22 protein-coding genes are annotated in these 25,093 nt (G+C 63.5%); 9 read left to right on the forward strand and 13 right to left on the reverse strand.

Annotated elements, in window-relative coordinates; all coding sequences use genetic code 11:
- Window positions 1-625: 625 nt before the first annotated feature.
- From AR323_RS05025 to AR323_RS05040, 4 genes are all read right to left on the reverse strand, one after another.
- Entirely contained in the window at window positions 626-1,429 is an 804-nt protein-coding gene (locus tag AR323_RS05025; protein ID WP_057882860.1) for an outer membrane protein assembly factor BamD, read from the reverse strand.
- 97 nt (window positions 1,430-1,526) lie between these two features.
- Window positions 1,527-2,255, reverse strand: a complete 729-nt coding sequence (locus AR323_RS05030; protein WP_235510457.1) for a hypothetical protein — start codon at window positions 2,253-2,255, stop codon at window positions 1,527-1,529.
- A gap of 10 nt (window positions 2,256-2,265) precedes the next feature.
- Window positions 2,266-4,083 (reverse strand): translation elongation factor 4, encoded by a 1,818-nt coding sequence (lepA, locus tag AR323_RS05035; protein WP_057882861.1) that lies wholly within the window; start codon window positions 4,081-4,083, stop codon window positions 2,266-2,268.
- Between the two features lie 39 nt (window positions 4,084-4,122).
- Window positions 4,123-6,222, reverse strand: a complete 2,100-nt coding sequence (locus AR323_RS05040; RefSeq protein WP_235510458.1) for a putative bifunctional diguanylate cyclase/phosphodiesterase — start codon at window positions 6,220-6,222, stop codon at window positions 4,123-4,125.
- 264 nt (window positions 6,223-6,486) lie between these two features.
- Here AR323_RS05040 and AR323_RS05045 point away from each other — a divergent pair, with 264 nt between their 5' ends.
- The 4 genes from AR323_RS05045 to AR323_RS05060 are packed head-to-tail and all read left to right on the forward strand — an operon-like array spanning window position 6,487 to window position 12,211.
- Window positions 6,487-8,217 carry a PHA/PHB synthase family protein gene (locus tag AR323_RS05045; protein WP_235510459.1) on the forward strand — a complete coding sequence of 577 codons (1,731 nt, stop codon included), beginning with the start codon at window positions 6,487-6,489 and terminating at the stop codon, window positions 8,215-8,217.
- Between the two features lie 44 nt (window positions 8,218-8,261).
- Window positions 8,262-9,080 (forward strand): alpha/beta fold hydrolase, encoded by an 819-nt coding sequence (locus AR323_RS05050; protein ID WP_123321819.1) that lies wholly within the window; start codon window positions 8,262-8,264, stop codon window positions 9,078-9,080.
- Window positions 9,077-10,396, forward strand: a complete 1,320-nt coding sequence (locus AR323_RS05055) for an FAD-dependent oxidoreductase (protein ID WP_057882864.1) — start codon at window positions 9,077-9,079, stop codon at window positions 10,394-10,396. The genes AR323_RS05050 and AR323_RS05055 overlap by 4 nt, the downstream gene beginning before the upstream one ends.
- 60 nt (window positions 10,397-10,456) lie before the next feature.
- Window positions 10,457-12,211: an N-acyl-D-amino-acid deacylase family protein gene (locus AR323_RS05060; protein WP_057882865.1), complete on the forward strand. Its 1,755-nt coding sequence runs from the start codon at window positions 10,457-10,459 to the stop codon at window positions 12,209-12,211.
- Between the two features lie 230 nt (window positions 12,212-12,441).
- Here the strand turns inward: AR323_RS05060 and dnaN are convergent, their stop codons facing one another.
- The 4 genes from dnaN to AR323_RS05080 all read right to left on the reverse strand — a co-directional run bounded on the left by dnaN (window position 12,442) and on the right by AR323_RS05080 (window position 16,276).
- Entirely contained in the window at window positions 12,442-13,569 is a 1,128-nt protein-coding gene (dnaN, locus tag AR323_RS05065; protein ID WP_057882866.1) for a DNA polymerase III subunit beta, read from the reverse strand.
- Window positions 13,570-13,722: 153 nt separating this feature from the next.
- A complete protein-coding gene (gene fabG, locus AR323_RS05070) occupies window positions 13,723-14,475 on the reverse strand; it encodes a 3-oxoacyl-[acyl-carrier-protein] reductase (RefSeq protein WP_057883179.1) in 753 nt (250 codons plus the stop codon).
- Complete coding sequence (gene fabD / locus AR323_RS05075; RefSeq protein WP_057882867.1) at window positions 14,475-15,413, reverse strand: ACP S-malonyltransferase; 939 nt, start codon at window positions 15,411-15,413, stop codon at window positions 14,475-14,477. Before fabD ends, fabG begins: the two co-directional genes overlap by 1 nt.
- Before the next feature lie 29 nt (window positions 15,414-15,442).
- Window positions 15,443-16,276 (reverse strand): LD-carboxypeptidase, encoded by an 834-nt coding sequence (locus tag AR323_RS05080; RefSeq protein ID WP_057882868.1) that lies wholly within the window; start codon window positions 16,274-16,276, stop codon window positions 15,443-15,445.
- Window positions 16,277-16,335: 59 nt separating this feature from the next.
- Here AR323_RS05080 and AR323_RS05085 point away from each other — a divergent pair, with 59 nt between their 5' ends.
- Complete coding sequence (locus AR323_RS05085; RefSeq protein WP_057882869.1) at window positions 16,336-17,754, forward strand: glutamate ligase domain-containing protein; 1,419 nt, start codon at window positions 16,336-16,338, stop codon at window positions 17,752-17,754.
- 4 nt (window positions 17,755-17,758) lie between these two features.
- Here AR323_RS05085 and AR323_RS05090 read toward each other — a convergent pair whose 3' ends face one another.
- On the reverse strand, window positions 17,759-18,727 hold the full coding sequence (locus tag AR323_RS05090; protein ID WP_057882870.1) for a DUF808 domain-containing protein: 969 nt from the start codon (window positions 18,725-18,727) through the stop codon (window positions 17,759-17,761).
- 198 nt (window positions 18,728-18,925) lie between these two features.
- Here AR323_RS05090 and rpsF point away from each other — a divergent pair, with 198 nt between their 5' ends.
- The 3 genes from rpsF to rplI are packed head-to-tail and all read left to right on the forward strand — an operon-like array spanning window position 18,926 to window position 20,140.
- A complete protein-coding gene (rpsF, locus tag AR323_RS05095) occupies window positions 18,926-19,291 on the forward strand; it encodes a 30S ribosomal protein S6 (protein ID WP_057882871.1) in 366 nt (121 codons plus the stop codon).
- Window positions 19,291-19,515 (forward strand): 30S ribosomal protein S18, encoded by a 225-nt coding sequence (gene rpsR / locus AR323_RS05100; RefSeq protein WP_057882872.1) that lies wholly within the window; start codon window positions 19,291-19,293, stop codon window positions 19,513-19,515. Before rpsF ends, rpsR begins: the two co-directional genes overlap by 1 nt.
- Window positions 19,516-19,528: 13 nt before the next feature.
- Complete coding sequence (rplI, locus tag AR323_RS05105) at window positions 19,529-20,140, forward strand: 50S ribosomal protein L9 (protein ID WP_057882873.1); 612 nt, start codon at window positions 19,529-19,531, stop codon at window positions 20,138-20,140.
- A gap of 60 nt (window positions 20,141-20,200) precedes the next feature.
- Here the strand turns inward: rplI and AR323_RS05110 are convergent, their stop codons facing one another.
- The 4 genes from AR323_RS05110 to rsmI are packed head-to-tail and all read right to left on the reverse strand — an operon-like array spanning window position 20,201 to window position 23,873.
- A complete protein-coding gene (locus AR323_RS05110) occupies window positions 20,201-21,703 on the reverse strand; it encodes a serine hydrolase domain-containing protein (protein WP_057882874.1) in 1,503 nt (500 codons plus the stop codon).
- Window positions 21,704-21,716: 13 nt separating this feature from the next.
- Complete coding sequence (gshB, locus tag AR323_RS05115; RefSeq protein WP_057882875.1) at window positions 21,717-22,670, reverse strand: glutathione synthase; 954 nt, start codon at window positions 22,668-22,670, stop codon at window positions 21,717-21,719.
- 10 nt (window positions 22,671-22,680) lie between these two features.
- Window positions 22,681-23,031, reverse strand: a complete 351-nt coding sequence (locus AR323_RS05120; protein ID WP_057882876.1) for a YraN family protein — start codon at window positions 23,029-23,031, stop codon at window positions 22,681-22,683.
- A complete protein-coding gene (rsmI, locus tag AR323_RS05125; RefSeq protein WP_407701069.1) occupies window positions 23,028-23,873 on the reverse strand; it encodes a 16S rRNA (cytidine(1402)-2'-O)-methyltransferase in 846 nt (281 codons plus the stop codon). The genes AR323_RS05120 and rsmI overlap by 4 nt, the downstream gene beginning before the upstream one ends.
- Window positions 23,874-23,912: 39 nt before the next feature.
- On the opposite strand from rsmI, the gene AR323_RS05130 reads away from it, so the two are divergent.
- Window positions 23,913-25,082 (forward strand): penicillin-binding protein activator, encoded by a 1,170-nt coding sequence (locus tag AR323_RS05130; protein ID WP_057882878.1) that lies wholly within the window; start codon window positions 23,913-23,915, stop codon window positions 25,080-25,082.
- The last annotated feature ends 11 nt before the right edge of the window (window positions 25,083-25,093 follow it).

Raw genomic sequence — 25,093 nt, forward strand, 5'->3', positions numbered from 1 at the left:
CTCCGAAGACGCGCCCACAGCCCCGCGAGAAACGCTGGTTGTGGGCGACTTTCGCTTGCGATCAACACGTCAGGCGGCACGCGGCCTCCTTGATTTTTGCGGTCCGAAACATCGCTATCGGATGAAATCGAAAAGAATTCGTAACCCTGATTGCCGAATTGAGAGCGTGCGATGGCACCGCTTGTCCGAATACGCGGGAGACGATGGTTAACGGGGTAACCGTTGGCAGAGGACGCGCGTGCTTCGACGAGCATGCCATCGGTGTCACGGTTTTGCCCGTGTCTTCGACGAGCGCGAAGCGAAATACCGTTCGATTACAGGATTTTACGATGCAACGATGCGCGACATATCGTTCACGCATCGCGTCGATATGCCAAGAGACGCTGCTTGATCGCAGTTCCCAATGATTATCGCAGCGCGTGGAATTCAGTGCGAAACCTTGCCGCACAAGGTTTCGATCGGCTTACCGAGCCTGTGGCGAATATCTCTCGCGACGGTCGAAAGCAGACCGCTCGGGGGCGAGATGACAGCGCGGACGTGCCCTTCGCGGTGCGAAAAGCTCGAAACCTAGGTCGAAGGAGCAACGACTGCCGCCGGCCGAGCGGCCGACCGAATCTGCCGAATGTCAGCTCGCGGTGACGCCCTGGGCACGTTCCTGCACCAGTTCGAAGGCCTTCTCGTACCACTCGTTGCCGGGATAGTTCGCTCCCAGGACCGCGGCGTTCTTCACCGCTTCCTCGGGCACGCCGAGGGCAAGGTTGGTTTCGACGAGGCGATAGAGTGCTTCGGGTGCGTGGCTGGTCGTCTGGAAATTGGTGACGACGTTCTGGAAACGGATTTGCGCCGCCAACCAGTTGCCGCTCCGTTCGTAGTAGCGGCCGATCTCCATTTCCTTGCCCGCAAGGTGATCCTCGACCAGGTCGAGCTTCAGCTTGGCGTCGCTCGCGTATTCGGACGCGGGATAGCGGCGGATCAGTTCCTGCAGCGCGGTGCGCGTCTGTTCGGTCACCTTCTGGTCGCGGGTAACGTCGCTGATCTGCTCGTAATAGCTGATCGCGATCAGGTAATAGGCATAGGGCGCATCGCGGTTGCCGGGGTGGATCGACAGGAAGCGCTGCGCGCTCTCGACCGACTTGGTGTAATCGGCGGCCACATAATAGCTGAACGCGCTCATCAGCTGCGCGCGGCGGGCCCACGGCGAATAGGGATGCTGGCGCTCCACCTCGTCGAACAGCGCGGCGGCGACCTTGGGCTGCCCGCGATCGAGCCGGCCCTTGGCGGCGGCATAGAGCGATTCGACATCGCGCGCGATATACGCCGTATCTCCCGGCCGGGAACCGCCGGCACAGGCCGACAGGATCAGCGTGGCGCAGCCCAGGGCGGCGGCGGAGAGGGCGAGTTTGGCGCGCGAGCGTGAGCGGATGTGCATGAGGGGCGCCTATAACCGCCCCCCGCGTGAACGCAAAGTGAAAGGGCCGCTCCTTCCCTCTCCATTCCCCGTCACTTTCCTACACGCGGGAACTCACCTACTCCCCATCCCGCCCCGCGCCGGCGGCCAATCCTCCGCCGACCATCATTCCGCCGCCCATGCCGCCGCCACCGGCTCCGCCGCCGCCTTGCCCGCGGCCTCCGCCCTGTCGGTCGCCGCCGCCGCCCCTGCCGCTGCCGCCTCCGCCCGAGGGACGCGTCGGGCCTTGGGCGGGGAGCTTGTCGGCGATGGAGGCCGGGATCGGGGCAAGATCGAGCGAGGCGCGGATGAAGTCGCGCAGCGACACCACCAGCGCGTGGGTGTGGACGCGGCGGCCGGCGACCAGTTCGGCAATCGCCTCGCCGGCAAGCCGGACCTGTTCTTCGGTTCCCAGCAGAAGGATATCCGACAGCGCGCTCTCCACCGCGTCGCGGATGCGGCGGGCGCGGTCCGATCCGCCCTGCGCCTCTGCGGACAGGTCGATCGGAACGTCGTTCGTCGCAATGCCCTCGCCAGCGGCGCTATCGCCCCCATCCTCCGCGGCGCGGCGGCGCAGGTCGCGCAGGTGCGTTGGATCGACCGAGAGATCGCCGGTGAACGATCCGCCCAGCGTCTTGTAGGCAGCCATCAGCGTCTTGACCCGCTCGTTGATCTGGCGGTTGGCGCGCTGGCGCTTTTCTTGCACGCGCATCATGATGACGAGGCGAATACCGACGCCGATCACGGTGATCAGCGTCAGCCCGATCAGCGTGGTCAGGATGCCCTGCCAGCTGCTGAAATCCATCATGCGCAGGGTGTCATTCCTCCCCCATCCGCAGGGCGGCAATGAAAGCTTCCTGAGGGATCGAGACGTTGCCGTATTCCCGCATCCGGGCCTTGCCCTTCTTCTGCTTCTCCAGCAGCTTCTTCTTGCGGCTGATGTCGCCGCCATAGCACTTGGCGGTCACGTCCTTGCGCAGGGCGGCGATGGTTTCGCGGGCGATCACCTTGCCGCCGATCGCGGCCTGGATCGGGATCTTGAACAGGTGGCGGGGGATGAGGTCCTTCAAACGCTCGCACATCCCGCGGCCGCGCGCTTCGGCGACCGAGCGGTGGACGATCAGGCTCAAGGCGTCGACCGGCTCGTTGTTGACGAGGATGCTCATCTTCACGAGGTCGCCTTCGCGCAGGCCGATCTGCTCATAATCGAAGCTGGCATAGCCGCGGCTGATCGATTTCAGTCGGTCGTAGAAATCGAACACCACCTCGTTCAGCGGCAGCTCGTAGCTCACCTGCGCGCGGCCGCCCACGTATGTCAGGCCGGTCTGGATGCCGCGCCGGTCCTGGCACAGCTTGAGGATCGAGCCGAGGTATTCGTCGGGCGTGTAGATCGTCGCCTTGATCCACGGTTCCTCGATGCTCTCGATCCGGCTGGGATCGGGATAGTCGGCCGGGTTGTGCAGCAGGATCTCGCGCGCGTCGTCGGTCCGGCTGGCGCGGAGCTGTATGCGGTAGATCACCGACGGCGCGGTGGTGATGAGGTCGAGGTCGTATTCGCGGGTCAGCCGTTCCTGGATGATCTCCAGGTGCAGCAGGCCGAGGAAGCCGCAGCGGAAGCCGAAGCCCAATGCGGCGCTGCTCTCCATCTCGAACGAGAAGCTCGCGTCGTTGAGGCGCAGTCGGCCGATGCTTTCGCGCAGCTTCTCGAAGTCCGCCGCGTCGACCGGGAACAGGCCGCAGAACACGACCGGCTGGACTTCCTTGTAGCCGGGGAGCGCCTGGGTCGCCCCGCCCTTCACCGTGGTAATGGTGTCGCCGACGCGGGCCTGCTCGACCTCCTTGATCTGGGCGGTGATGAAGCCGATCTCGCCCGCCGCGATCTCGGGCAGGTCGATGCGCTTCGGGGTGAAGGCGCCGACCCGGTCGATCAGGTGCTCGGTCCCGCCCTGCATGAACTTGACCGAGAGGCCCTTGCGGATGACCCCGTCGATCACGCGCACGAGGATCACGACGCCGAGGTAGGGATCGTACCAGCTGTCGACGAGCATCGCCTTCAGCGGCGCGGCGCGGTCGCCCGTGGGCGGCGGGATCTTGGCCACGATCGCCTCGAGCGTTTCCTCGATGCCGATGCCGGACTTGGCCGACGTGAGCACGGCGTCGCTTGCGTCGATGCCGATGATGTCCTCGATCTCGGCGCGGACTTTTTCGGGCTCGGCGGCGGGCAGGTCGATCTTGTTGATGACGGGCACGATCTCGTGGTCGTGCTCGATCGACTGGTAGACGTTGGCGAGCGTCTGCGCCTCGACTCCCTGCGCGGCATCGACGACGAGCAGCGCGCCTTCGCACGCGGCGAGGCTGCGGCTGACCTCGTAGGCGAAGTCGACGTGGCCGGGGGTGTCCATCAGGTTGAGCTCATAGGTCAGCCCGTCCTTGGCGGTGTAGGACAGCCGGACGGTCTGCGCCTTGATGGTGATCCCACGCTCTCGCTCGATGTCCATGTTATCAAGGACTTGCTCGGACATCTCACGGTCGGTCAACCCGCCCGTGGCCTGGATCAAACGGTCGGCAAGCGTCGACTTCCCATGGTCGATGTGGGCGATTATCGAAAAATTGCGTATCAGTGAAAGGTCGGTCATCGCCGCGCCCTTAGCCGCGCAGATGCCCGCTGTCAGCAGCTACGCGGCACGACTGGTCTTCGCCATGTCGACTTGCATGAAGGCCGGTGCCTTGCGTGGTCCGCCTTCCTGATGCGGCGGGATGTAGTGGCCCGGCGGCAGAGCAGCCAGCGGCATGCCAGCAGCCGCGAGCGCATAAGGGCTGATTCGGTGCCTGGTACAAAGCCCATCGGACCCGTCGCTGATGAGGCTGTCTTCGAACTTCAAGCCTTGCGCGTACCCTTCGGAGCGGGTCACGTTCGCCACCACCAATTGACCGTCGCCCAGATCGAGCACGAGGCGGGTGCCGAGTGGTACATCGAGCAAGCCTTCGATGCCTGCACCCGTTTTCGACAGATTGCGGATGACGACTTCGTACCGGTGGTCTTCGTGGATGACGCCGACCTTGCGATACATGGAACGCCGATCGGCCCGGTGGACCGCCGGACCGCTTGGCTCGAACTTCAGGCCGCCGTCGGCAATGCGTGCCAGCAATTCGTCCTGGCTCAACGCCTTCGAGAAAATCCAACCCTGGATATGGCTTGCTCCAAGTTCGCGCAGGAGTTTCAGCTCGTCCATCGCCTCGACGCCCTCGGCGACCGACTCCATCTTGAGAGCCTTGGCAAGGCTGACGATCGCGGTGATGATTGCGGCATTGTTGCTGTCGTCGTCGGTCGCGCCGACGACGAAGCTGCGGTCGATCTTGATCTTGTCTAGCGGCGCGCTGCTGAGATAGCCGAGCGAGGAATAGCCGGTCCCGAAATCGTCGAGCGCAAGGCGCACCCCGAGCTTCTTCAAATTCTTGAGCATCGCCCGCGTGCCCTGCGGGTCGCCGAGGAATACGCTTTCCGTAATCTCCAGCTCGAGCCGTTCCGGCTCGAGCCCGGTTCGTTCGAGCGCGGATCGGACGAGCTTGGGAAGATCGGTGCTGGCGAACTGGATTGCCGAAACATTGACTGCAACGCGCAGCTTTTCCGGCCACTGGGTGGCTTCCTCGCAGGCGCGCCGAAGAACCCATTCTCCCACCGCATTGATGAGGTTGGTTTCTTCCGCCACCGGAATGAAGTCGGCCGGGCTGATGAACCCCCGTTCGGGATGGTTCCAGCGCACCAGAGCTTCCATGCCGGTTGCCAGGTTGTCCGCCGCGCGAACGATTGGCTGGTAGTGGACTTCGAGCTGGTCGGTCAGGATCGCGTCGCGCAGGTCTTCCTCGATCTGGCGACGCAAACGGGCGCCGTCCTTCAGTTCGCTCGAGAAGAAGCGATACTGCCCTCGCCCACCACCCTTTGCGGCATACAGCGCAAGGTCGGCGCTGCTGACCAGCTCGTCCGTTTCCAGTCCGTCGTACGGTGCGATGGCGATGCCCACCGACGTGCCGATGATCGCCCGGCTACCGTCGAGCGAATAGGGCTGCGAGATCATCTGGATAACGCTGTGAGCGATTTCGCCAAGCCGGCCCCGGTCGTCGATATCGGGCAACATGACCTGGAACTCGTCACCGCCAACCCGGCCGATTTCGCCGCGCCCCGCGATGATCCGCTCGAGCCGTTGCGAAACCTGCTTGAGAAGTTCGTCGCCGGCAGGGTGGCCGAGTGTGTCGTTCACCTGCTTGAAACGATCGAGATCCAGCATCATCAGGGCGCAACTGCGCTTCGAGGTTTGATAGGCCGCCAGTGTGGAGGTCAGCCGCTTCGTCATCCGGTGCCGATTGGCCAGCCCGGTCAGCGAATCGTATTGGGCCATGCGCGAGGCATCGAGCTGGCTTTCGCGAACCGCAGTGACGTCCTTCGCGCTTCCGCGATAGCCCAGGAAATCGCCATTGGCGTCGGTCTGCGGCCGGGCATTGATTGACCACCAGATTTCCGAGTCGGCAATCGCAATGCGCACCGGCAGCTCGAAGATCGAATTCTTCGCGCGTAACTGGAAGGCAAGCGGCCGCTCCGTGCGATCTCCGTCGCCATCCTTGTCAGGGAGGAAGAACGCAGAAATCTGCAGTCCGACGACTTCCTCTTGCGACTTGCCGAGCTGACGGGCCGCACTGGCAGACAGGTAACTGATCCTGCCCGACGCGTCGGTAGCCCAGAACCAACCGAGTCCCGCCTCCTCGAACTGATCGAGCAACGCCAGCCTGCTTCCAGGATCGGTTGCGTCCGAAGGGCGCGTGCGATCGGAGGGGTCTTTCGCGCGGCGATTAAAAAATGAATTCAATGGCATCTCGACCGGCCGCGTCCCCGAATGTTCGTGACTCGCGGTACGACCGAAACCGTGAAGCCTTTGCTAACCACGGCTTACGAAATCGCTGATTTTGCGAAGCTTCTGCAACCGTCCGACGCGCGGCTTCTTTCGGCAATTAGGCGTGGCTTGCCAATGGATGAGCCGCCGTGCATGAACCGACGGGTAAATGGCGATCGCGTGGGAGAGACGTTGATGGGCACGCGTTTGGAAGACGAGGCAGCGCAATCAACCACTTCGCTCGGGCCGATGGTCGGCCTGGTACGAGAAGACATCGCCGGCGCCGTTGCCTTGCTCCTCCGCGAAACCGCCACCGACCCGCAACGCACGATGCGCCATGCCCAGGCAATGGGCGAGGACATGATCAAGATCATGACCGGGCAGAGCGATCTGGCGCCGGATCCCAAGGACAAGCGATTCAAGGATCCCGCCTGGCAGTTCAATCCGTTCCTGCGGGCAGGCGCCCAGTACTACCTGGCCGTGCAGAAGGGCATGAAGAACTGGCTCGGCGAGCTTGAACTCGACGCGATCGAGCGGGACCGGGCCAACTTCATCAGCCAGATCATCATCGATGCGCTCGCGCCGACGAACACGCTCTGGGGCAATCCCACCGCGCAAAAGCGGCTGGTCGACAGCGGCGGTCTTTCCCTGATCAAGGGGCTCAAGAACGCCTACGACGACATGGTCCACAACAAGGGCATGGTCAGCCAGGTCAACAAGAAGCCTTTCAAGATCGGCGAAAACGTAGCGACATCAAAGGGCTCGGTGGTCCTCCGCACCGAGATGATGGAGCTCATCCAGTACGCGCCGACTACGGACGAGGTTCACGCCATCCCGCAGCTGACCATCCCGCCGCAGATCAACAAGATGTATATCAACGACCTCAGTCCCGAGAAGTCGGTGGTGAAGTATCAGCTCGACAACGGTATCCAGACTTTCGTCATCAGCTGGAAGAACCCGACGAAGGATCAGGGCGTCTGGGGCATGGCGGAGTATGTCGCCAGCTGCCAGCAGGCGATGGAGGCGGTTTCCCGGATCACCGGCAGCGACAAGGTCAACGTTTCTGCCGGATGCTCGGGCGGACAGACCGCATCGGTGCTTGCTAGCAAGCTGGCCGCAGACGGCAGCGACCTGCTCGGAACGCTGACCCTGATGGTGTGCGTGCTGCACCCGCAGCAGGGCGACATCGAAGCCGGTTCGCTGATGACCGACAATGGCCTGGCGCTGGCAAAGAAGCGGGCGGCCAAGGCCGGGATCATCAAGGGAGACGATCTGTCCCGCGGGTTCGCCTGGCTAAGGCCGAACGACCTGATCTGGAACTACGTCATCAACAACTATCTGCTTGGGGACGATCCTCCGGCATTCGATGTGCTGTTCTGGAACGCCGACGCGACGAACCTGTCGGCGACGCTGATGGGCGATTTCCTCACCCTGTTCGAAACGCTCGCTTTCACCAAACGCGGCGAAATCGAGATCGCGGACCACATGCTCGACTTGAGCAAGGTCGAAGCCGACCTGTTCGTTCTGGGCGGAGTGACCGATCATATCACTCCCTGGCGAGCGACCTACCGCTCGACCCAATTGTTCGGATCCGACGATGTGACCTATGTCCTCAGCCAGTCGGGACATATGCAGGCGATCCTCAATCCTCCGGGCAATCCCAAGGCGAATTACTACGTCCAGAAGAGCGGTGGAGATCTGCCGGCAACTGCGGAGGAGTGGCTCGCGGGAACGGAGGAAGTGGCTGGCAGTTGGTGGCCATTCTGGATGGAATGGGTGCAAAAGCGCTCGGGACCCATGAAAAAGGCGCCCAGAAACCTGGGCGGCAAGGGTTTCGAGCCGACCGATCCCGCACCCGGCCTCTACGTACTCGAACAAGCTTGAAGGGTATAGATTTGACCGATCCAATGTCGTCCGCCGACGTGCGAATGAGGGCCGTTGGCGGCCGCGAATTGCGCGTCGCCACCTGGCGGCTCGACATGCCTTCGGAGCATCTGCCCGTGCTGTTCTTCAACGGCATCGGCGCGAATATCGAGGCCGTGGCACCTTTGGCCGAGGCGCTGGACGACCGCGGCTTCATCATGTTCGATATGCCCGGAGTGGGCGGGTCCCCCGAACCGGTGGTGCCGTACAATACCTTCACGATGGCGTGGACGACCGCACAGCTTCTGGACCAGCTGAATCTCGAGCAAGTCGATGTCATGGGCGTCAGCTGGGGCGGAGCCATGGCGCAGCATTTCGCGCTCCAGCACGGCGGCCGGGTGCGCCGCCTCATCCTCTGTGCGACCAGCATGGGCATGCTGATGGTGCCGGGCAGTCCGGCGGCGCTCAGCAAGATGGCCGACCCGCGTCGATACGTGGACGCGGCGTTCATGGAAAAGCATTTCGCCACCCTCTACGGCGACGCGCTCGGTGAGACCGCCGGCAAATCGTCGCACATCGGCCGCCTGACCCCGCCGACACGCCGGGGCTACCTGTACCAGTTGATTGCGATGCTCGGCTGGACCAGCGCGCCCGCCCTGCCCTTCCTGAAGAAGCCAACGCTGATCATGATGGGCGACGAGGATGCGATCGTGCCGCTGATCAACGGTCGATTCATTCACAGCCTCATTCCCAACAGCGAACTCGAGATTTTCGAAGGCGGCGGGCATCTGTTCCTGCTCAGCCACCGCGAACAGTCGGTCAGCTGCATCCGCGCCTTTCTCGACCGCGAGGACCAAGCGCAGGAGCGGCGCAGGGCTGCATGACGCGCCACGTCGCCATCGTCGGTTCGGGGCCTGCGGGCTACTACACCGCCGAAGCGGCACAGAAGAAATGGGGCGACGATGTGCGGGTCGATGTGTTCGACACCCTGCCCGTCCCTTACGGTCTCATCAGGACGGGGGTGGCGCCCGATCACCAGTCGATCAAGGGCGTCAGCCGCCGCTACGAAGGCACTGCGCTTAGCGACAACGTCCGCTTCGTGGGCAACGTGACGGTCGGCAAGGACATCACGGTCGGCGAACTCGAGGCGCTCTACGACGCGGTCGTCTTCGCTACCGGTGCTCCGCACGATCGACCGCTCGGAGTACCGGGCGAAGATCTGGGCAACGTATTCGGCAGCGCCGCTTTCGTCGGGTGGTACAACGGTCACCCTCAGTTCGCGGGCCTTGCCCCGGATCTGTCGGGGCGCAGCGCGGTCGTGATCGGAATGGGCAATGTCGCGCTCGACGTGGCCCGGATTCTGTCCAAGAAGGGCCGGGAATTCGACGGCAGCGACATCGTCGGCCACGCTCTGAACGCCCTGTCCGCGTCCAACATCCGGCAGATCACCATCGTCGGACGCCGCGGGCCGCACCAGATCATGATGACGCCCAAGGAACTTGGCGAGTTGATGCACCTCGACCAAGCGACCCCGCGTGTCGATCCCGCCGACCTGCCGGAGGAGGCCGATGATGCCTTTCTCGAACCCGGTCTCCGCAAATCGGTGACGCACTTGCGCAGCTTCGCAGCCATCCCGGAAAGCGAGCGGGCCGACAAGCCGATCGAAATCGACTTCGATATGTTTGCCTCTCCCGTCCGGCTGACAGGCTCGGGCAAGGTCGAGGGCGTGGAGGTGGAGCGCACGGTCGTGGAAGCCGGCAAGGCGATCGGAACAGGGGAAACGTACACGATCCCCGCCGATATGGTCGTCTCGTGCATTGGCTACCGCAGTTCCCCCATCCCCGGCGTGCCGTTCGACGAACGCGCCGGGCGCTTCGCCAACGATCAGGGACGCATCCTGCCCGGCCTGTATGCTGTCGGTTGGGCCCGGCGCGGCCCGACGGGGACAATCGGCACCAACCGACCCGACGGATATGGCGTCGTCGAGCGAATCGAAGAGGACTTGGCGAGCGGAGCAATTTCCGGCGCGGCTCGCGAAGGGCGCGCCGGTTTCGATCGCCTTGCAGCCGAGCGCGGGATCGACGTGGTAACCTTCCGCGACTGGAAGAAGATCGAGGAAGCCGAAGCGAAGGCCGCCCGCGAAGGCGCTCCCCGCGAAAAGTTCGTCGACATCGAAAGCATGATCCGCGCGAGCCGCTGAAGGACTCGACACGTCGGTTGCATTGTGGAACCTTTGGCTCCGGAGAGAGGAGCGCAAGTCATGCCCCGATACGACCTGGTCATTCGCAACGGCACCATCGTCGATGGAACCGGCGGCAAGCAGTTCAACGGTGACGTCGCCGTAAGCGATGGTCTGATCGTGAAGGTTGGCGAGGTCGAAGGCTCGGCTGCCGAGGAAATCGACGCCACCGGCCTGATCGTCACGCCCGGCTTCGTGGACATCCACACGCATTACGACGGACAGGCGACCTGGGACCAGGAAATGGCTCCGTCGAGCTGGCACGGCGTTACCACCGTCGTGATGGGCAATTGCGGTGTCGGGTTCGCTCCGGCCGCGCCCGATCGCCACGAATGGCTGATCGGCCTGATGGAAGGTGTCGAGGATATCCCCGGCACGGCGCTCGCCGAAGGGATGAAATGGGATTGGGAGACCTTTCCGGAATACCTCGACGCGCTCGAGAAACTGCCGCGAACGGTCGATGTCGGAACCCACGTTCCACACGGAGCTGTGCGCGCTTACGTTCTCGGGGACCGCGAGCAACCCGGAGCTGTCCCCACGGACGACGACATCGCTCGCATGGCCGAAATCGTCGAGGACGGCGTGCGCGCCGGTGCGCTCGGCTTCTCGACCTCGCGCACGGTATTGCACCGCTCGATCGACGGCGAAGTGGTGCCCGGAACCACGGCAACCAAAGAAGAGCTCATCGAGATCGGCCGGGCCATGGGCCGCGCCGGTCACGGCGTGTTCGAGATGGCGAGCGACATGCGCCGCGAGTGGGACGAGTTCGGCTGGATGGGTGCGATGAGCCGCGAGACCGGCCTGCCCTGCACATATGCCGCGCTCCAATCGATTGCCAAGGAGATGCCGCTCGAAGAGCAGATCGCCTGCATGCGCGCGGAGAACGACAACGGCGCGAATATCGTCGCCCAGATTGCGCTGCGCGGCAACGGCATCGTCATGGCGTGGCAAGGGACCGTCCATCCCTTCCGCCTGCGGCCGAGCTGGCAGGCGATCGCCGACCTACCGTGGGAGGAACAGAAGGCCCGCCTTCTCGATCCCGTCTTCAAGGCCAGGCTGCTGGCCGAGGCGAACGACTTTTCCGAGGTCAATCCCGACATTGCGGGCCTGGTCATGGTCGTGTGCTGCGGCTGGACCATGCAGTTCGAGATGGACCCCGACTTCGATTATGAGCCGCAGGCCGATGCGAGCATCCAGACGCGCGCCGCGGCCGCAGGAGTTTCCCCGGAGGAATACGCATACGACCTGCTGTGCCGGGACGAGGCAAAGGGCTTCATCTACCTTCCGCTGCTCAACTACGCGGACGGCAATCTCGATTTCCTCGAAGTGCTGCAAGTGGCTGACGACACGGTCAATTCGCTATCCGACGGCGGCGCGCACTGCGGGACGATCTGCGATGCCGCCAGCCCCACCTTCATGCTCCAGCACTGGGTTCGCGACCGCAAGCGCGGAGGCCGGATCTCGCTCGAGCATGCGATCAAGCGGCAATGCCGCGACACCGCGCGCCTTTACGGGCTGGAGGACCGTGGCGTGATTGCGCCGGGATATCTCGCCGATCTCAACCTGATCGATCTGAACCGGCTCAAACTGGGCAAACCGTGGCTGGCGTTCGACCTTCCGGCGGGCGGCAAGCGGCTGTTGCAGAAGGCGGACGGCTATGTGGCGACGATCAAGAACGGTCGCGTCACGTTCCAGAACGGCGAGTGGACCGGAGAGGCACCCGGCGGCCTCATCCGCGGCCCGCAGCGCGTGGAGATGCTCGAAGCTGCGGAATAACCTGCGCCGCACTGTTGCCGCTGGCAATGTAGGATTCGGGGTGCCAAGCTGTTCGCCGTTCTTTCAAACTGTCGAAGAGCCAGCGGTCCTCAATGAGCCTGGACGTGCAAAAGCTAAAGTCACGCTTCCGTGAGAGGTGCGTGACCTAAGCTGTTGTCAGACAACTAAAATTCGAGATTATCGAGTTTTAGAAAGTACCCAAAAAGCGTGACACGCACCCGCGCGTCTCTTCAGACCCGCATCGGCATCAGGACATAAAGAGCCGGGCTCTTCTCATCCTGGCGGATCAGTGTCGGTGCGCCGGGGTCGGCAAGGTGGAGTTCCACCGTGTCGCCATCGATCTGATGGAGAATGTCCTTCAGGTAATTGGCGTTGAAGCCGATCTCCATCGCCTCGGCGCGGTAATCGGCGGGGACTTCCTCGGCAGCGGTGCCATTGTCGGGCGACGTGACCGAGAGCGTGACCTTGTCGGTCTCGAGGCCCATCTTGACCGCGCGAGTCTTCTCGGTCGCAATGGTCGCCACGCGATCGACGCCTTCGTAGAACGAGCGCGGATCGAGCTTGAGGAGCTTGTCGTTTCCGGTCGGGATGACCCGCGAATAGTCCGGGAAGGTTCCGTCGATCAGCTTGCTGGTCAGGACTACCCCGCCCTCTCCGCCCATCGTGAAGCGGATCTTGCTGGCCGAAAGGTTGATCTGCACGCTCGCGTCGAGCGATTCTTCGAGCAGCTTGCGCAGTTCCGCGACCGCTTTGCGCGGCACGATCACGTCCGGCATCCCTTCCGCCCCGTCGGGACGGGGAAGCGTGAAGCGCGCCAAGCGATGGCCGTCGGTGGCCGCCGCCTTGAGCACAGGCTGATCTTCGTCCGAAACGTGCAGGAAAATGCCGTTGAGGTAATACCGCGTTTCCTCGGTCGAGATCGCGAAACGCGTGCGGTCAATCATCTCGGCGAGCGTCTTCGCAGGAAGTTCGAAGCTCGTCGGCAGGTCGCCCTCGACGATGACGGGAAAATCGTCGCGCGGCAGTGTCGGCAGGGAGAAGCGGCTGCGTCCGGCCTTGACCGCCATCCGGTTGTCCGCCGTCTCCAGGCTCACCTGGCTGCCTTCGGGAAGCTTGCGGGCGATGTCGAACAGGAGGTGCGCCGACACCGTGATCGCGCCCGGGCTCTCGACCGAGGCGGCCGCCATGTGCTCGACGACCTGAAGATCAAGGTCGGTCGCCATGACCTTGAGCGATCCGCCATCCGATGCGTCGATCAGGACGTTGGAAAGGATGGGGATAGTGTTGCGGCGTTCCACCACCGACTGCACGTGGGACAGGCAGCGCAGCAGCGTCGCGCGTTCGATCGTGGCCTTCATCGGTCCTTACTTTCACCCCTCTCGCGCGCACCGGCAAATCCGCGACCGGATTCGCCTGCGAGCGCCGGAAATTCGTGAATTATCCTTAGCGGTGAGGTCGCCCGGGGCAAGAACCAAGGTGGCGGTGCGCCGATTCCTTGGGGATAAAGCCTCTCAGGACAGCATCGCCATGCCGCCGTTGACGTGCAGCGTCTGTCCGGTGACGTATCCCGCCTCTCTGGAAGCGAGATAGGCAACCGCGGCGCCGATATCTTCGCCCTCGCCCATCCGGCCCATCGGGATGCGCGCATTGAGCGCTTCCTTCTGCGCGTCCGGCAGGGCGTCGGTCATCGCGGTGCGAATGAAACCCGGTGCGACGCAGTTCACGGTTATCCCGCGCGTTGCGAGTTCCTGCGCCAGCGCCTTCGACATTGCGGTCAGTCCGCCCTTGGCCGCGGCATAGTTCGCCTGCCCCGGATTGCCTGTCGCGCCGACGACGCTGGTGATGGTCACGATCCGACCGAAGCGCGCCTTCATCATCGGCTTGGCTGAAGCACGCATGAGCCGAAAAGCCGCCTCGAGGTTGATGCGGATCACCGCGTCCCACTCCTCGTCCTTCATTCGCATTGCCAGATTGTCGCGTGTGATCCCCGCGTTGTTGACGAGAATGTCGAGCTTGCCGAACGTATCGATGGTCGCAGGCACGAGCTCTTCGACTTGGGTCGTGTTCGACAGGTCGCAGGTAATCTCGACGTGATCGCCGCCGAGCTCGCGATTGAGTTGCTCGCGGAAAATTCGCAGCTTTTCACCATTGGAACCGGACAGAGCGATCCGCGCACCCTGGCGGGCCAGCGAATAGGCGATCGCCGAGCCGATGCCGCCACTGGCCCCGGTGACGAGGGCGGTCATGCCTTCGAGGTTGAACATCATCCGATCTCCTTCGCCAGCGCTTCGATGTCGGCCATGGTAGCCACACTCGTCACGGTCGCATCAGCGTCGATGCGTCCGATCATCGGACCCAGGACCTTGCCGCCCAATTCGACGAAATGCTCGACGCCCGCGGCGCGCATCGCAAGCACGCTCTCGCGCCACCGGACCCGCCCGCACACCTGCTCTACAAGGAGGCGCGATACCTCGGCCGGATCGGCAACTGCCGAAGCGGTGACGTTGGCATAGATCGGCAGGTGCAACGCGCCGGGCGGCGTCTGATCGAGCGCTCGCTCCATCGCATCGGCTGCAGGGCGCATCAGGTCGCAGTGGAACGGTGCGGATACCGGGAGCAGAACGCCACGCTTGATTCCATGGTCCTTCACCATCGCTACGGCGCGCTCGATCGCCTCGCGATGGCCGGAAAGCACCACCTGCGTGGGATCGTTGTCATTCGCCACCTGGCAAACCTGTCCCTCGGCAGCGGCATCGGCCAGCGCCTGCGCCTTCTCGAGGTCGGCCCCCAATAGTGCGCACATAGCTCCGACCCCGACCGGCACCGCGGCCTGCATCGCCTGTCCTCGAAGCTTCAACAGCCGAGCCGTATCGGCCAACGTGAACGATCCTGCGGCGCAAAGGGCAGTGTATTCGCCAAGGCTGTGTCCGGCGACGCAATCGGCCACTTCGGTCAGCGTGATGCCGCCTTCCTTCTGCAACACCCGCAGGACCGCGATGGCATTCGCCATGATCGCAGGCTGCGCATTCTCAGTGAGAAGCAACTGGTCTTCCGGCCCTTCGGCCATGATCGCCGACAATTTCTGGCCAAGCGCATCGTCGACTTCCTGAAAGACCTCGCGTGCCACGGGGCTGGCGCCCGCCAGTTCGACGCCCATGCCGACCTTCTGACTGCCCTGCCCGGGAAAAACGAACGCTCGCATCGCAATCCTCTCTCAAACGAGCCCGCGCGTTATGAGCGCGTGGAACCCGCCGCAACCCCGAATGGGACGATCATGTTGGCAGCCGAATGCCCGATTTCGGCGCGCCCCAGAAAGGGTATACCGTGCCGCTCGCACCAGAAACGCGCCATTTCTTCCGGCTCGGATCCGAAGGGCCGGTCGTTCTCCGGCACGTTGGTAACCTGACCCAAGCGAAGGCCGGCAATCCTGGCGTCGGCGAGCCTGGCGGTGACATGAAAAAGCAGGCGATCGATTGCATAGAGGTGCTCGGCGACCTCCTCGACCATGACGACATGGCCACCGAGATCGGGCATGAGACTGGTGCCTAGGATCGAGGACAGCGTCATTAGGTTGAAAGCTGCGACAGGGGCAGACGCGATCTCCGGCTCGAGACCGTCGTCGCTCCCGGACATCCAGGCCAGCGCGCGGCGGACGGCATCTTCCCCTCCCTCTCGCCGCATATCGACCGGCATCGGGCCATGGACGGGTCGGCCAATCCCTTCGCGATAAAGTCCGGCAAGAAGGAAGCCGCAGTCGGAGTAGCCGAGAAAGGTCTTGTCTGCTGCGCCAGTGCCCAGCTCCGCGATCGCTTCGCGGGCAATGCGGTTCGAGCCGTAGCCCCCTTTTGCAAACCATACCGCTGCAGTTCCAGGATCGTTGGCACATTCCAGGAGCGCCGCGAGCCGTACATGATCCGGGCCGGCAAAATGTCCCTGCTCGGCAAAGCACTGTTCGTGAAATGCCAGTTCCAAGTCGGGAAACTCCCGAGAGGCAAGCTCTGTGACCGCCTCGGCGACGGTGTGGCTGATCGGCGTGGCCGGCGCGCAGATGGCGATACGGGTCATTTGCGACCACTAGCAGCGCTTCACAATTCGGTCAGCCCCGCCTAGGCACCTTGCCGCTCATGGACACGACGATCGATCCCGCCGCTCATTCCTGGTTCTTCTGCGGCATAGGAGGATCGGGAATGCTCCCCCTCGCCCAGATCGTACACGGTCTGGGGGGCGAAGTTGCCGGGTCGGATCGCAGCCGCGATCAGGGGCGGAGCAGCGACAAGTTCGGTTGGCTCGAACGCAATGGCTTTGCGCTTTACCCGCAGGATGGCAGCGGAGTTGCCAGCGCGGACCAGATCGTCGTTGCAAGCGCTGCAGTGGAAGACACCGTCGCCGAGATCGTCAAGGCGCGAGAGCTTGGCTGCAGGCGTATGAGCCGCGCAGACCTGAATGCTGCGCTTTTCAACGCCGCTGAAACCGGGGTTGCCGTGGCGGGAACCAGCGGCAAATCGACCGTAACCGCGATGCTGGGCTGGATACTCCACGCCATCGGCCGCGAGCCGACGATCATGAACGGCGCGGTGATGAAGAACTTCATTTCGCCCGACAATCCGTTCGCCAGCGCGCATGTCGGAAGCAGCACACTTTACGTGAGCGAAGTGGACGAGAGCGACGGTTCTATCGCTCTCTACAAACCCGCTGTCGGAATCCTTCTCAACGTGAGCCTCGATCACAGGAGCATGGAAGAATTGCGCCAGTTGTTCGGCGACTTTCTTCGCCAATCGATAGCCACTGCGGTCAACGCCGACGACCCAGAAGCCTTTGCACTTGCAGATGCGGCGACCAGCCGGGTCGTTTTCGGGATCGAGGCGACGTCGGCAGATATCGGAGTCGTAGCCGACTCCATTACCTTCGCGGCCACGTCTATCGCGGCGACCGTGGTCGATCGGCGCGACGGATCGCACCATCCGTTGGCGCTTGCGATGCCGGGTCGGCACAACCTGTCCAACGCGCTTGCGGCGATCGCGGGGGCAAGCGCAGCCGGAGTTCCCGTCACCGACGCGGTTCGGTGCCTAGCTTCGTTCACGGGCCTTGCGCGCCGGTTCGACATTATCGGCACGACCCGAACGGGCATCTCGGTAATCGACGATTTCGGGCACAACCCGGAAAAGTGCGCGGCGACCTTACGTAGCCTGCGCCAACAACGGGGCAGGATTATCGCCTTTTTTCAACCACACGGTTACGGTCCGCTGCGCCAGATGGGCGCGGAGCTGGCCGAAACCTTTGTGCGGGAATTGAGGCCTGAAGACATAGCCCTGATGTCCGATCCCGTCTATTTCGGCGGGACCGTCGACCGCACGATCGGCTCCGAACATGTGGTACGACTTATCGGAGCGAAAGGCGGCCGTGCGGAATACATCCCCGAGCGAGATGCCATTGCCGAGAGGATTGTTTCACTGGCGCAACCGGGGGACCGCATCGTGGTGATGGGCGCGCGAGACGACACACTTACGGAATTTGCGCGCGCCCTTTTCCGACGCCTCTCGTGACAGTTCAGTGCGCTTCGGCGTTCGCTCCGACGCCGTGGCCCATCTTGAATACTTTGTGGAGAACGAACACGATCACAAGGCCGAGGACCAATCCGACCAGGGCCGAAATGCCCGCGTAGGTCAACCAGCCCGCTATCCCCGCAAGTCCACCCGTCACCCCCTCGACCGCGTGCTGAATGCCGTGGGCCCAATCAGAAGGACCATGGATTCCCAGTTCGTGCAGGCTGTGCAGGATGATCCCGCCCCCGACCCACAGCATCGCGATCGTTCCGATCAGCGAAAGCGCCGTGAGAACGACCGGCATAGCGCGAAGCAGGAAGCGGCCTATCGCTTGGGAACCGGCCGATTCCCGTTCGGCCATGTGAAGGCCCACGTCGTCCATTTTCACGATGAGCGCCACAGCGCCATACACCACGAAAGTGATAGCGATGCCAACCGCCGCAAGGGCAATGGCGCGCATCCAGAAACTGTCGGACAGCGACGCAATCTCGTTGAGCGAGATCGCCATGATCTCCGCCGAGAGGATCAGGTCGGTGCGGATGGCGCCGGCGACCCGCTGCTCCTCGAACTTCGCCGGATCCTCGATCGGATCCTCCAACGTCTTGCCGTGCTTGGCGCCGCCAAGCTTCTCGAGAACCTTCTCTGCGCCCTCGAAGGCAAGGTAGCTTCCACCCAGGATCAGGATGTATGTGATCGCTTGGGGCAAAAGCCAGCTCAGTAGCAAGGCGCCCGGAAGCAGGAAAAGCAGCTTATTCTTCAAGCTCCCGCGCGCGATCTTGTAGATGATCGGCAGCTCGCGCGCCGGATCCAGACCCGTCACGTAAGACGGGGTAACGGCCGCGTCGTCGATAACGACCCCCGCCGCCTTGGACCCCGCCTTGCCGACCGCGACGCCGACGTCGTCGATCGATGCCGCCGCGACCCTCGCGATGACGGTGATATCGTCCAACAGTGCTACGAGGCCGCCCGGCATTGATATAGTCTCCCCAGTTGCGGACTGCACTGCCCGTCCGTTCGCAGACGCACAAGGCTTGCTTTTGTGCCCGATCCCGCTATGTGCGCGCCTTCCTCGCGACCGGGCAATGGCTCGTGCAAGGAACGAAGAAAGCCGGAGGGGCCCCGTCATCCGGACGGACAAGCCAGCGATCGGCATGAACAAGGACGCAAGAACATGGCTCTATACGAGCACATCTTTCTCGCGCGCCAGGACCTGAGCCAGGCTCAGGTCGACGCGCTGGCCGCGACGGCCACCGAGATCGTCGAGAAGCTCGACGGCAAGGTGACCAAGACCGAGACCTGGGGTCTCAAGAACCTCGCCTACAAGATCGACCGCAACCGCAAGGCGCACTTCGTGCTGCTGAACATCGAGGGCCCCGGCGCCGTCGTGGCGGAGCTCGAACGCCAGACCCGGATCAACGAAGACGTGATCCGTTACCTGACCGTGCGCGTCGACGAGCACGAGACCGGCCCGAGCGTGATGATGCGCAAGGGTGACCGCGACCGCAAGCCGCGTCGCGACCGTGAGGAGCGCGACTGATGGCCCGCCCGTTTTTCCGCCGCCGCAAGTCGTGCCCGTTCTCGGGCAAGAACGCGCCGAAGATCGATTACAAGGACGTGCGCCTGCTGCAGGGCTTCATGTCCGAGCGTGGCAAGATCGTTCCGAGCCGCATCACTGCCGTATCGGGCAAGAAGCAGCGCGAGCTGGCTACCGCGATCAAGCGCGCCCGCCAGATCGGCCTCCTGCCGTACATCGTGAAGTAAGAGGAGAGACGACATGGACATCATTCTCCTCGAACGTGTCGCCAACCTGGGCGCCATGGGCGATGTCGTGACCGTCAAGGACGGTTACGCCCGCAACTTCCTGCTGCCGCAGAAGAAGGCGCTCCGCGCCAACGACGCGAACCGCAAGGTGTACGAAGCCAATCGCGAACGCCTCGAAAAGGAAAACGCCGAGCGCCGTACCGACGCTGAAAAGTCGGGCGAGAAGCTCGATGGTGCCGAGATCGTCCTGATCCGCGCGTCGTCGAACGCCGGCCAGCTTTACGGCTCGGTCAACGTTCGTGACGTGGTCCAGGGTCTGGAAGCTGCCGGACACACGGTCGACAAGCGCCAGGTCGTGATGGGTCACCCGATCAAGACGCTCGGCATCCACGACGTCACGATCGCGCTGCATCCTGAAGTCATGGTCACGATCAAGGCAAACGTCGCCCGTTCGGACGACGAGGCCGAGCTCCAGCGCCAAGGTGTCGATGTAATCGGCGCCATGGCCGAGGAAGATCGTTCGGAAAGCGAAGGCTTCACCGAAGCCGTCGATCCCTCGCTTGAGCCGGGGGAAATTCCTGCCGACCTGATCGAAGAACGCGCCGAGGCTTCAGACGAAGGCTGATTTCTTCGCTTGAATTTAAAAAGGGGGCGGCGGGCAACCGGCGCCCCTTTTTTTGTGCGCCTATTGCGAGTGTACTTGTGCGAACGAGATTACCTGCAGTTGCAGATCGGCCGTCGGTGCCCGCTGCACCCGGCCCGCTACCCTGCCCCTTTCGCAAGACCATTCGAACCGGCCCTCCATGGCTGAGTTAGGCACGATAGCCGAGGAAGTATCGCACGCGCCAACCGCCTCTTTGAGTTCGGCAATATCGCGGGCACGACGGTCAAGGTCGCGGTCGGGGGCGACGTTGTTAGCGAGCGGCAAGCCCTCGACGCTACCGGCGCCCCAAGCTGACTTGGCCAAAGCATATGACAGGGCGAGGCCTGCCGAAACCGGGATTGCGCGGTCCGGAATTGCGCCCTCGCGTCGCAATTTCAGCATAAGTTTGAAGTTGGTGAGCCCCAGCGTCGTGTACGTCGCGTTGTTGAATACGAAACTGCCGACCCCTGCCTCTGGCAAGAGAGCCATGTGCGAACCGTATCCGGGATAACCGCCCGAGTGCGTCAACACGCGGCCAAGGTCACAGTCATCTACCACTCGCAGGCCGCCGCCATACCCGACCGATTGGCGGCAGGGCGGCCCCAGCGCCTCTGCGCGTTCGATCGGTGGCATGAAACTTACGAGCGACACGAGATCCCGAACGGTCGAGCGTTTGACCGGCCCGCTTTCCGGAGAGTCGCTCGCGGGCCAAGCCGAAAGCAGGAAAGCCATCCACCGCGCGTAATCGTTGGCGGTCGTCTCAACCCCGCCCATCGCGCCGAAAGCGCCGTCGCGCATGTCGGGCTCGCGGACCCAGCCATCGTCCTGCCACCGGTAACCGATCGCGCGGGACCCTGCGGGGCTCGAAAACACGTTATATGTGGTCGAGGACATGCCAAGCGGCAACATGATCGTGTCGACGATGTACTTCTGATAGCTCTTGCCGCTGACGTTCGAGATAATCCGCCCGAGCAGGGCGTACCCGTAATTGGAGTACTCCATCGCCGCTCCGGGCGTGTTCGCGAATTCCATTCCCGATGCCATCAGCGCCGAGAACTCCTGTTCGGTGAGAACTTGCTGCCGGTCGCCCCAGGGATTGTCTTCGACCAGCCCCCCAGTGTGGTGAAGGAGGTCGCGGACGGTAATCGCGCGCGAATCGCTCGTCGCGAGCTGCCAGCCTGCCATCTCGGGGACGTACCGCGAGACAGGTGCCTCGAGATTGACCTTACCCAGATCGCGGAGGTGCAGGATGGCGAGCGCTGTGAAAGCCTTCGACATGGAAGCGATACGGAAGCGCGTGTCGGCGGTGACCGGCTCGCCAGTTTGCGGATCGCGAGTGCCCAGACCTTCGACGAAGACCAGGCGGCCATCCTTGACGATGCCATAGACGGTCCCCGGCACATGGCTCGCGGCGCGGTCGGTTTCGACGATCGAATGCAATTCACTCAGCAGGCCGTCAATCGAAGTCGCCCCGGATTCCTGCGCCCAAAGCGCGGTGCTTGCCGTCGAAAGCGCGCCGGCCAACACGATGTGACGAAGGGCCATTCGTTCTACTCTCCTAACGCCCAAGTCTGGCCTCGATCGCATCCCAGATTCTTCCGGGAGTGTCGGTCCCGTTGAAGCGGTCGATCGCGACGATTCCGGTGGGTGAGGTAACGTTGATCTCGGTCAGCCATTTTCCGCCGATCACGTCGATGCCGACGAAGATCAGTCCGAGTTCCTTGAGGCGTGGCCCCATCGCGGCGCAGATTTCCTCTTCACGCGGGCTAAGGGCAGTCGCTTCCGCACTCCCGCCGACCGCCAGGTTGGATCGAAACTCGCCCTCACCCGGCTTCCGGTTGATCGCACCTGTCACTTCGCCATCGACCAGGACAATGCGCTTGTCGCCTTCGGCAACCTCGGGAAGGAAGGGCTGGACCATGTGCGGCTCGGGCCAAGTCTGGTTGAATACCTCGAACAGCGCGGACAGGTTGTCGCCCTCCGGTGCAATCCGGAAAATCGCCTTGCCGCCGTTCCCGTGGATCGGCTTGATGACGACCGCGCCATGCTCGCGCTGGAACGCGCGGACCTCGTCCACCGAGCGGGTTACCAGGGTGGGGGGCATGAACTCCCGATAATCGAGCACCATCACTTTCTCAGGCGCGTTGCGCACCGAACGCGGGTTGTTGACGACCAGCGTTTCGGTCTCGATCCGCTCGAGGAGATGCGTCGCGGTCACATAGCCCATGTCGAACGGCGGATCCTGCCGCATAAGGACGACATCGACGTCCCGGCCGAGGTCGATCCGCCGAACCGCCCCGGCGCTGAAGTGATCGCCCTCAACGGCCTGCACCCGGACCGGTCGAGCATTTGCGACGAGGCGGTTCGAAGCGTCGAGCGTCAGGTCGCCCACATCGTAGTGCAACACTTCGAAACCGCGCGTCTGTGCGCTCAGCATCAAGGCAAAGCTCGAATCGCCGACGATGTTGATGCTCTCCAGCGGATCCATCTGGACCGCGACGCGCAGGGTCATTCAAAGCTCCTCAGGGCTGCCAGGCGTTGACGATGTGCTGCGGCATGCGCCCCGGCGCAAGCAGGATCACGTCGACGCGCAGGTCTTCGCCGTTCGTGGCATATTCGTGCGCGACCGCTTCCGCCGCCGCGGCCACCCGGCGCAGGCGATATTCGTCGATCGCGATGGCGAGTTCTTCGGGCCGTTTTCGCCATTTGACTTCGACGAAGGCGATCACGCCGGAACGGCGTACCACCAGATCGATTTCGCCCAATGGTGTCTTGCGGCGACGGGCGAGAACACACCATCCTTTCGCCCTGAGATAGAATTCGGCGGCTAGTTCACCCTTTCGCCCCGCAGCCTCGGCTCGCTGGCGGTTCATCCGCCGCGCAGTTCCAGCGCGCGTGCATACAAGGCCCTTCGGTCGAGGCCGGTCGCCTTCGCCACTAGGGAGGCGGCCTGTGAGGGCTTCAGGGTTTCCAGCGCCTCGATCAATTGGCCTTCGGCGTCGTCGGGGGACGGGTCGCGGGGGGGTGGCGGACCGACAAGTAGGACGATTTCGCCCTTGGGCGGGTGCGCGCCATAATAGTTCGAGAGTTCGTCCGCACTTCCAGTGCGGCATTCCTCGTGCAACTTGGTCAGTTCGCGGGCCACTGCGATTTCGCGATTGGGCAAAATCTCGCCAATAGCTTCGAGAGAGCGCAGAAGCCGCGGCGCCGTTTCGTAAAATACCAAGGTTGCGGGGACGGAGCCAAGTTCGTCAAGAGCATCGCGCCGCGCCTTGTCCTTTGCCGGCAGGAAACCGCCAAACATGAAACGGTCGTTGGGTAGCCCCGCCAGGGTCAATCCCACGATTACCGCGCAGGGTCCCGGGATCGAAGTCACCGCTACACCGGCCTCGCGCGCCTCCCGTACAAGGCGGTATCCGGGGTCCGAAACGAGAGGCGTCCCGGCATCACTGACAAGCGCAACGGCCCGCAGCGACATCGATTCGATCAGCCTGATTCGATCCTTGTCGCTGGCGTGATCATCGTATCGCCACAATGGCTTGGACAGGCCGAGGTGCTTCATCAATTTGCCCGTGACCCGGGTATCCTCGCACGCCACGCCGTCGCAGGCAGCGAGCACTTCGGCGGCACGAACCGTGATGTCGCCGAGATTGCCAATCGGCGTCGCGACGATGTAGAGGCCCGGCTTTAGGGTCGCAGTCGAATGGTGGGACACGACGCGCCTCATGGACCAGTCACGCGGGGAGCGGCAAGCATGAACATTGGCGGGATCGATCGGCGCAAGATCGTCGTGGTAGGCGCGGCGATGCTGCTGGCGGGCTGTAAACTCATCCCGGGCGGCGGTGCAGGCCCCACCGGACCGACTCCGGTCCCCACGCCGACGCCATCGGAAAGCTCAGCGCTACCGACCGACGAAACACGTCACCGCGTAGCGCTCCTGGTTCCGATGTCAGGCGCGAACGGCGCGGTGGGCCAGTCGATTGCCAATGCGACAACGATGGCCCTGCTCGATACGAACGCAGATAACCTTCGGATCACCACCTACGACACAACCGCGGGTGCCCGCGCCGCTGCCCGCCGCGCCGTGGCGGACGGCAACAAGCTAATCCTCGGCCCGCTCATGGCCGAGGACGTTCCGCAGGTGCTGTCCGAGGCCCGCCCCGCCGCCGTGCCGCTTATCACGTTTTCGAATGACAGCGCCATTGCCGGACCCGACGTATTCGTCATCGGCCAGTCGCCCGACCAATCGGTTGCGCGCACGGTCGCCTACGCGCGGTCGAAAGGGCGAAGCCGGTTTGCCGCGATCGTGCCTGAAGGCGAATACGGCCAACGGGCCGTAGCGGCCTTCCGAACGGCGGTAGCGAGTTCCGGCGGAACCTTGGCCGGCATCGAAACCTATGCGCGCGGTAACACTTCGATCGTGAGTTCAGCGACGCGTCTGGCCCAGCGTGGCGGCTTCGACACCGTGCTGATAGCCGATGGCGCGCGCCTTGCCGGTCAAGCGGCGGCCGTTCTGCGGCCACGAGGTGCAGGCGCTACACAAATCCTCGGCACCGAATTGTGGAGCGGCGAACCCGAGGTGACCCGGACGGCGGGCCTGAGAGGTGCCTGGTTCTCTGCAGTTTCCGATGCGCGGTTCAGACGCTTCTCCGACAGCTATCGCGGACGCTTCGGTGCCGCGCCCTACCGCGTGTCCACCTTGGGCTATGATGCGGTCCTCTTGGCACTGCGCGTGGCCCGCGACTGGCGTCCGGGCCGCAGCTTTCCCAATTCCCGACTTCGCGATTCCGGCGGTTTTCTCGGGCTTGATGGCGCGTTCCGCTTCACGCGTTCGGGGGTGGTTGAACGGGCGATGGAAGTCCGCGAAGTGCGCGATGGATCGGTCGTGGTGGTGGACGCGGCGCCGGCAAAGTTCGGCGACTGACGATAATTTGC

This window comes from Tsuneonella troitsensis (assembly GCF_001441535.1).
Lineage (GTDB): Bacteria > Pseudomonadota > Alphaproteobacteria > Sphingomonadales > Sphingomonadaceae > Tsuneonella > Tsuneonella troitsensis.

Excerpts from the sequence above, each read along its gene's own strand:
- AR323_RS05060 (WP_057882865.1), top strand. The coding sequence starts at position 10,457 with ATGCCCCGATACGACCTGGTCATTCGCAACGGCACCATCGTCGATGGA.
- fabG (WP_057883179.1), bottom strand. The coding sequence starts at position 14,475 with ATGTTCAACCTCGAAGGCATGACCGCCCTCGTCACCGGGGCCAGTGGC.
- AR323_RS05120 (WP_057882876.1), bottom strand. The coding sequence starts at position 23,031 with ATGAACCGCCAGCGAGCCGAGGCTGCGGGGCGAAAGGGTGAACTAGCC.
- gshB (WP_057882875.1), bottom strand. The coding sequence starts at position 22,670 with ATGACCCTGCGCGTCGCGGTCCAGATGGATCCGCTGGAGAGCATCAAC.
- AR323_RS05055 (WP_057882864.1), top strand. The coding sequence starts at position 9,077 with ATGACGCGCCACGTCGCCATCGTCGGTTCGGGGCCTGCGGGCTACTAC.
- AR323_RS05025 (WP_057882860.1), bottom strand. The coding sequence starts at position 1,429 with ATGCACATCCGCTCACGCTCGCGCGCCAAACTCGCCCTCTCCGCCGCC.
- AR323_RS05110 (WP_057882874.1), bottom strand. The coding sequence starts at position 21,703 with ATGGCCCTTCGTCACATCGTGTTGGCCGGCGCGCTTTCGACGGCAAGC.
- AR323_RS05050 (WP_123321819.1), top strand. The coding sequence starts at position 8,262 with ATGAGGGCCGTTGGCGGCCGCGAATTGCGCGTCGCCACCTGGCGGCTC.
- AR323_RS05130 (WP_057882878.1), top strand. The coding sequence starts at position 23,913 with ATGAACATTGGCGGGATCGATCGGCGCAAGATCGTCGTGGTAGGCGCG.
- rplI (WP_057882873.1), top strand. The coding sequence starts at position 19,529 with ATGGACATCATTCTCCTCGAACGTGTCGCCAACCTGGGCGCCATGGGC.
- AR323_RS05030 (WP_235510457.1), bottom strand. The coding sequence starts at position 2,255 with ATGATGGATTTCAGCAGCTGGCAGGGCATCCTGACCACGCTGATCGGG.
- rpsF (WP_057882871.1), top strand. The coding sequence starts at position 18,926 with ATGGCTCTATACGAGCACATCTTTCTCGCGCGCCAGGACCTGAGCCAG.
- rpsR (WP_057882872.1), top strand. The coding sequence starts at position 19,291 with ATGGCCCGCCCGTTTTTCCGCCGCCGCAAGTCGTGCCCGTTCTCGGGC.
- AR323_RS05080 (WP_057882868.1), bottom strand. The coding sequence starts at position 16,276 with ATGACCCGTATCGCCATCTGCGCGCCGGCCACGCCGATCAGCCACACC.
- fabD (WP_057882867.1), bottom strand. The coding sequence starts at position 15,413 with ATGCGAGCGTTCGTTTTTCCCGGGCAGGGCAGTCAGAAGGTCGGCATG.
- lepA (WP_057882861.1), bottom strand. The coding sequence starts at position 4,083 with ATGACCGACCTTTCACTGATACGCAATTTTTCGATAATCGCCCACATC.
- dnaN (WP_057882866.1), bottom strand. The coding sequence starts at position 13,569 with ATGAAGGCCACGATCGAACGCGCGACGCTGCTGCGCTGCCTGTCCCAC.
- AR323_RS05045 (WP_235510459.1), top strand. The coding sequence starts at position 6,487 with ATGAACCGACGGGTAAATGGCGATCGCGTGGGAGAGACGTTGATGGGC.
- AR323_RS05085 (WP_057882869.1), top strand. The coding sequence starts at position 16,336 with ATGGACACGACGATCGATCCCGCCGCTCATTCCTGGTTCTTCTGCGGC.
- AR323_RS05090 (WP_057882870.1), bottom strand. The coding sequence starts at position 18,727 with ATGCCGGGCGGCCTCGTAGCACTGTTGGACGATATCACCGTCATCGCG.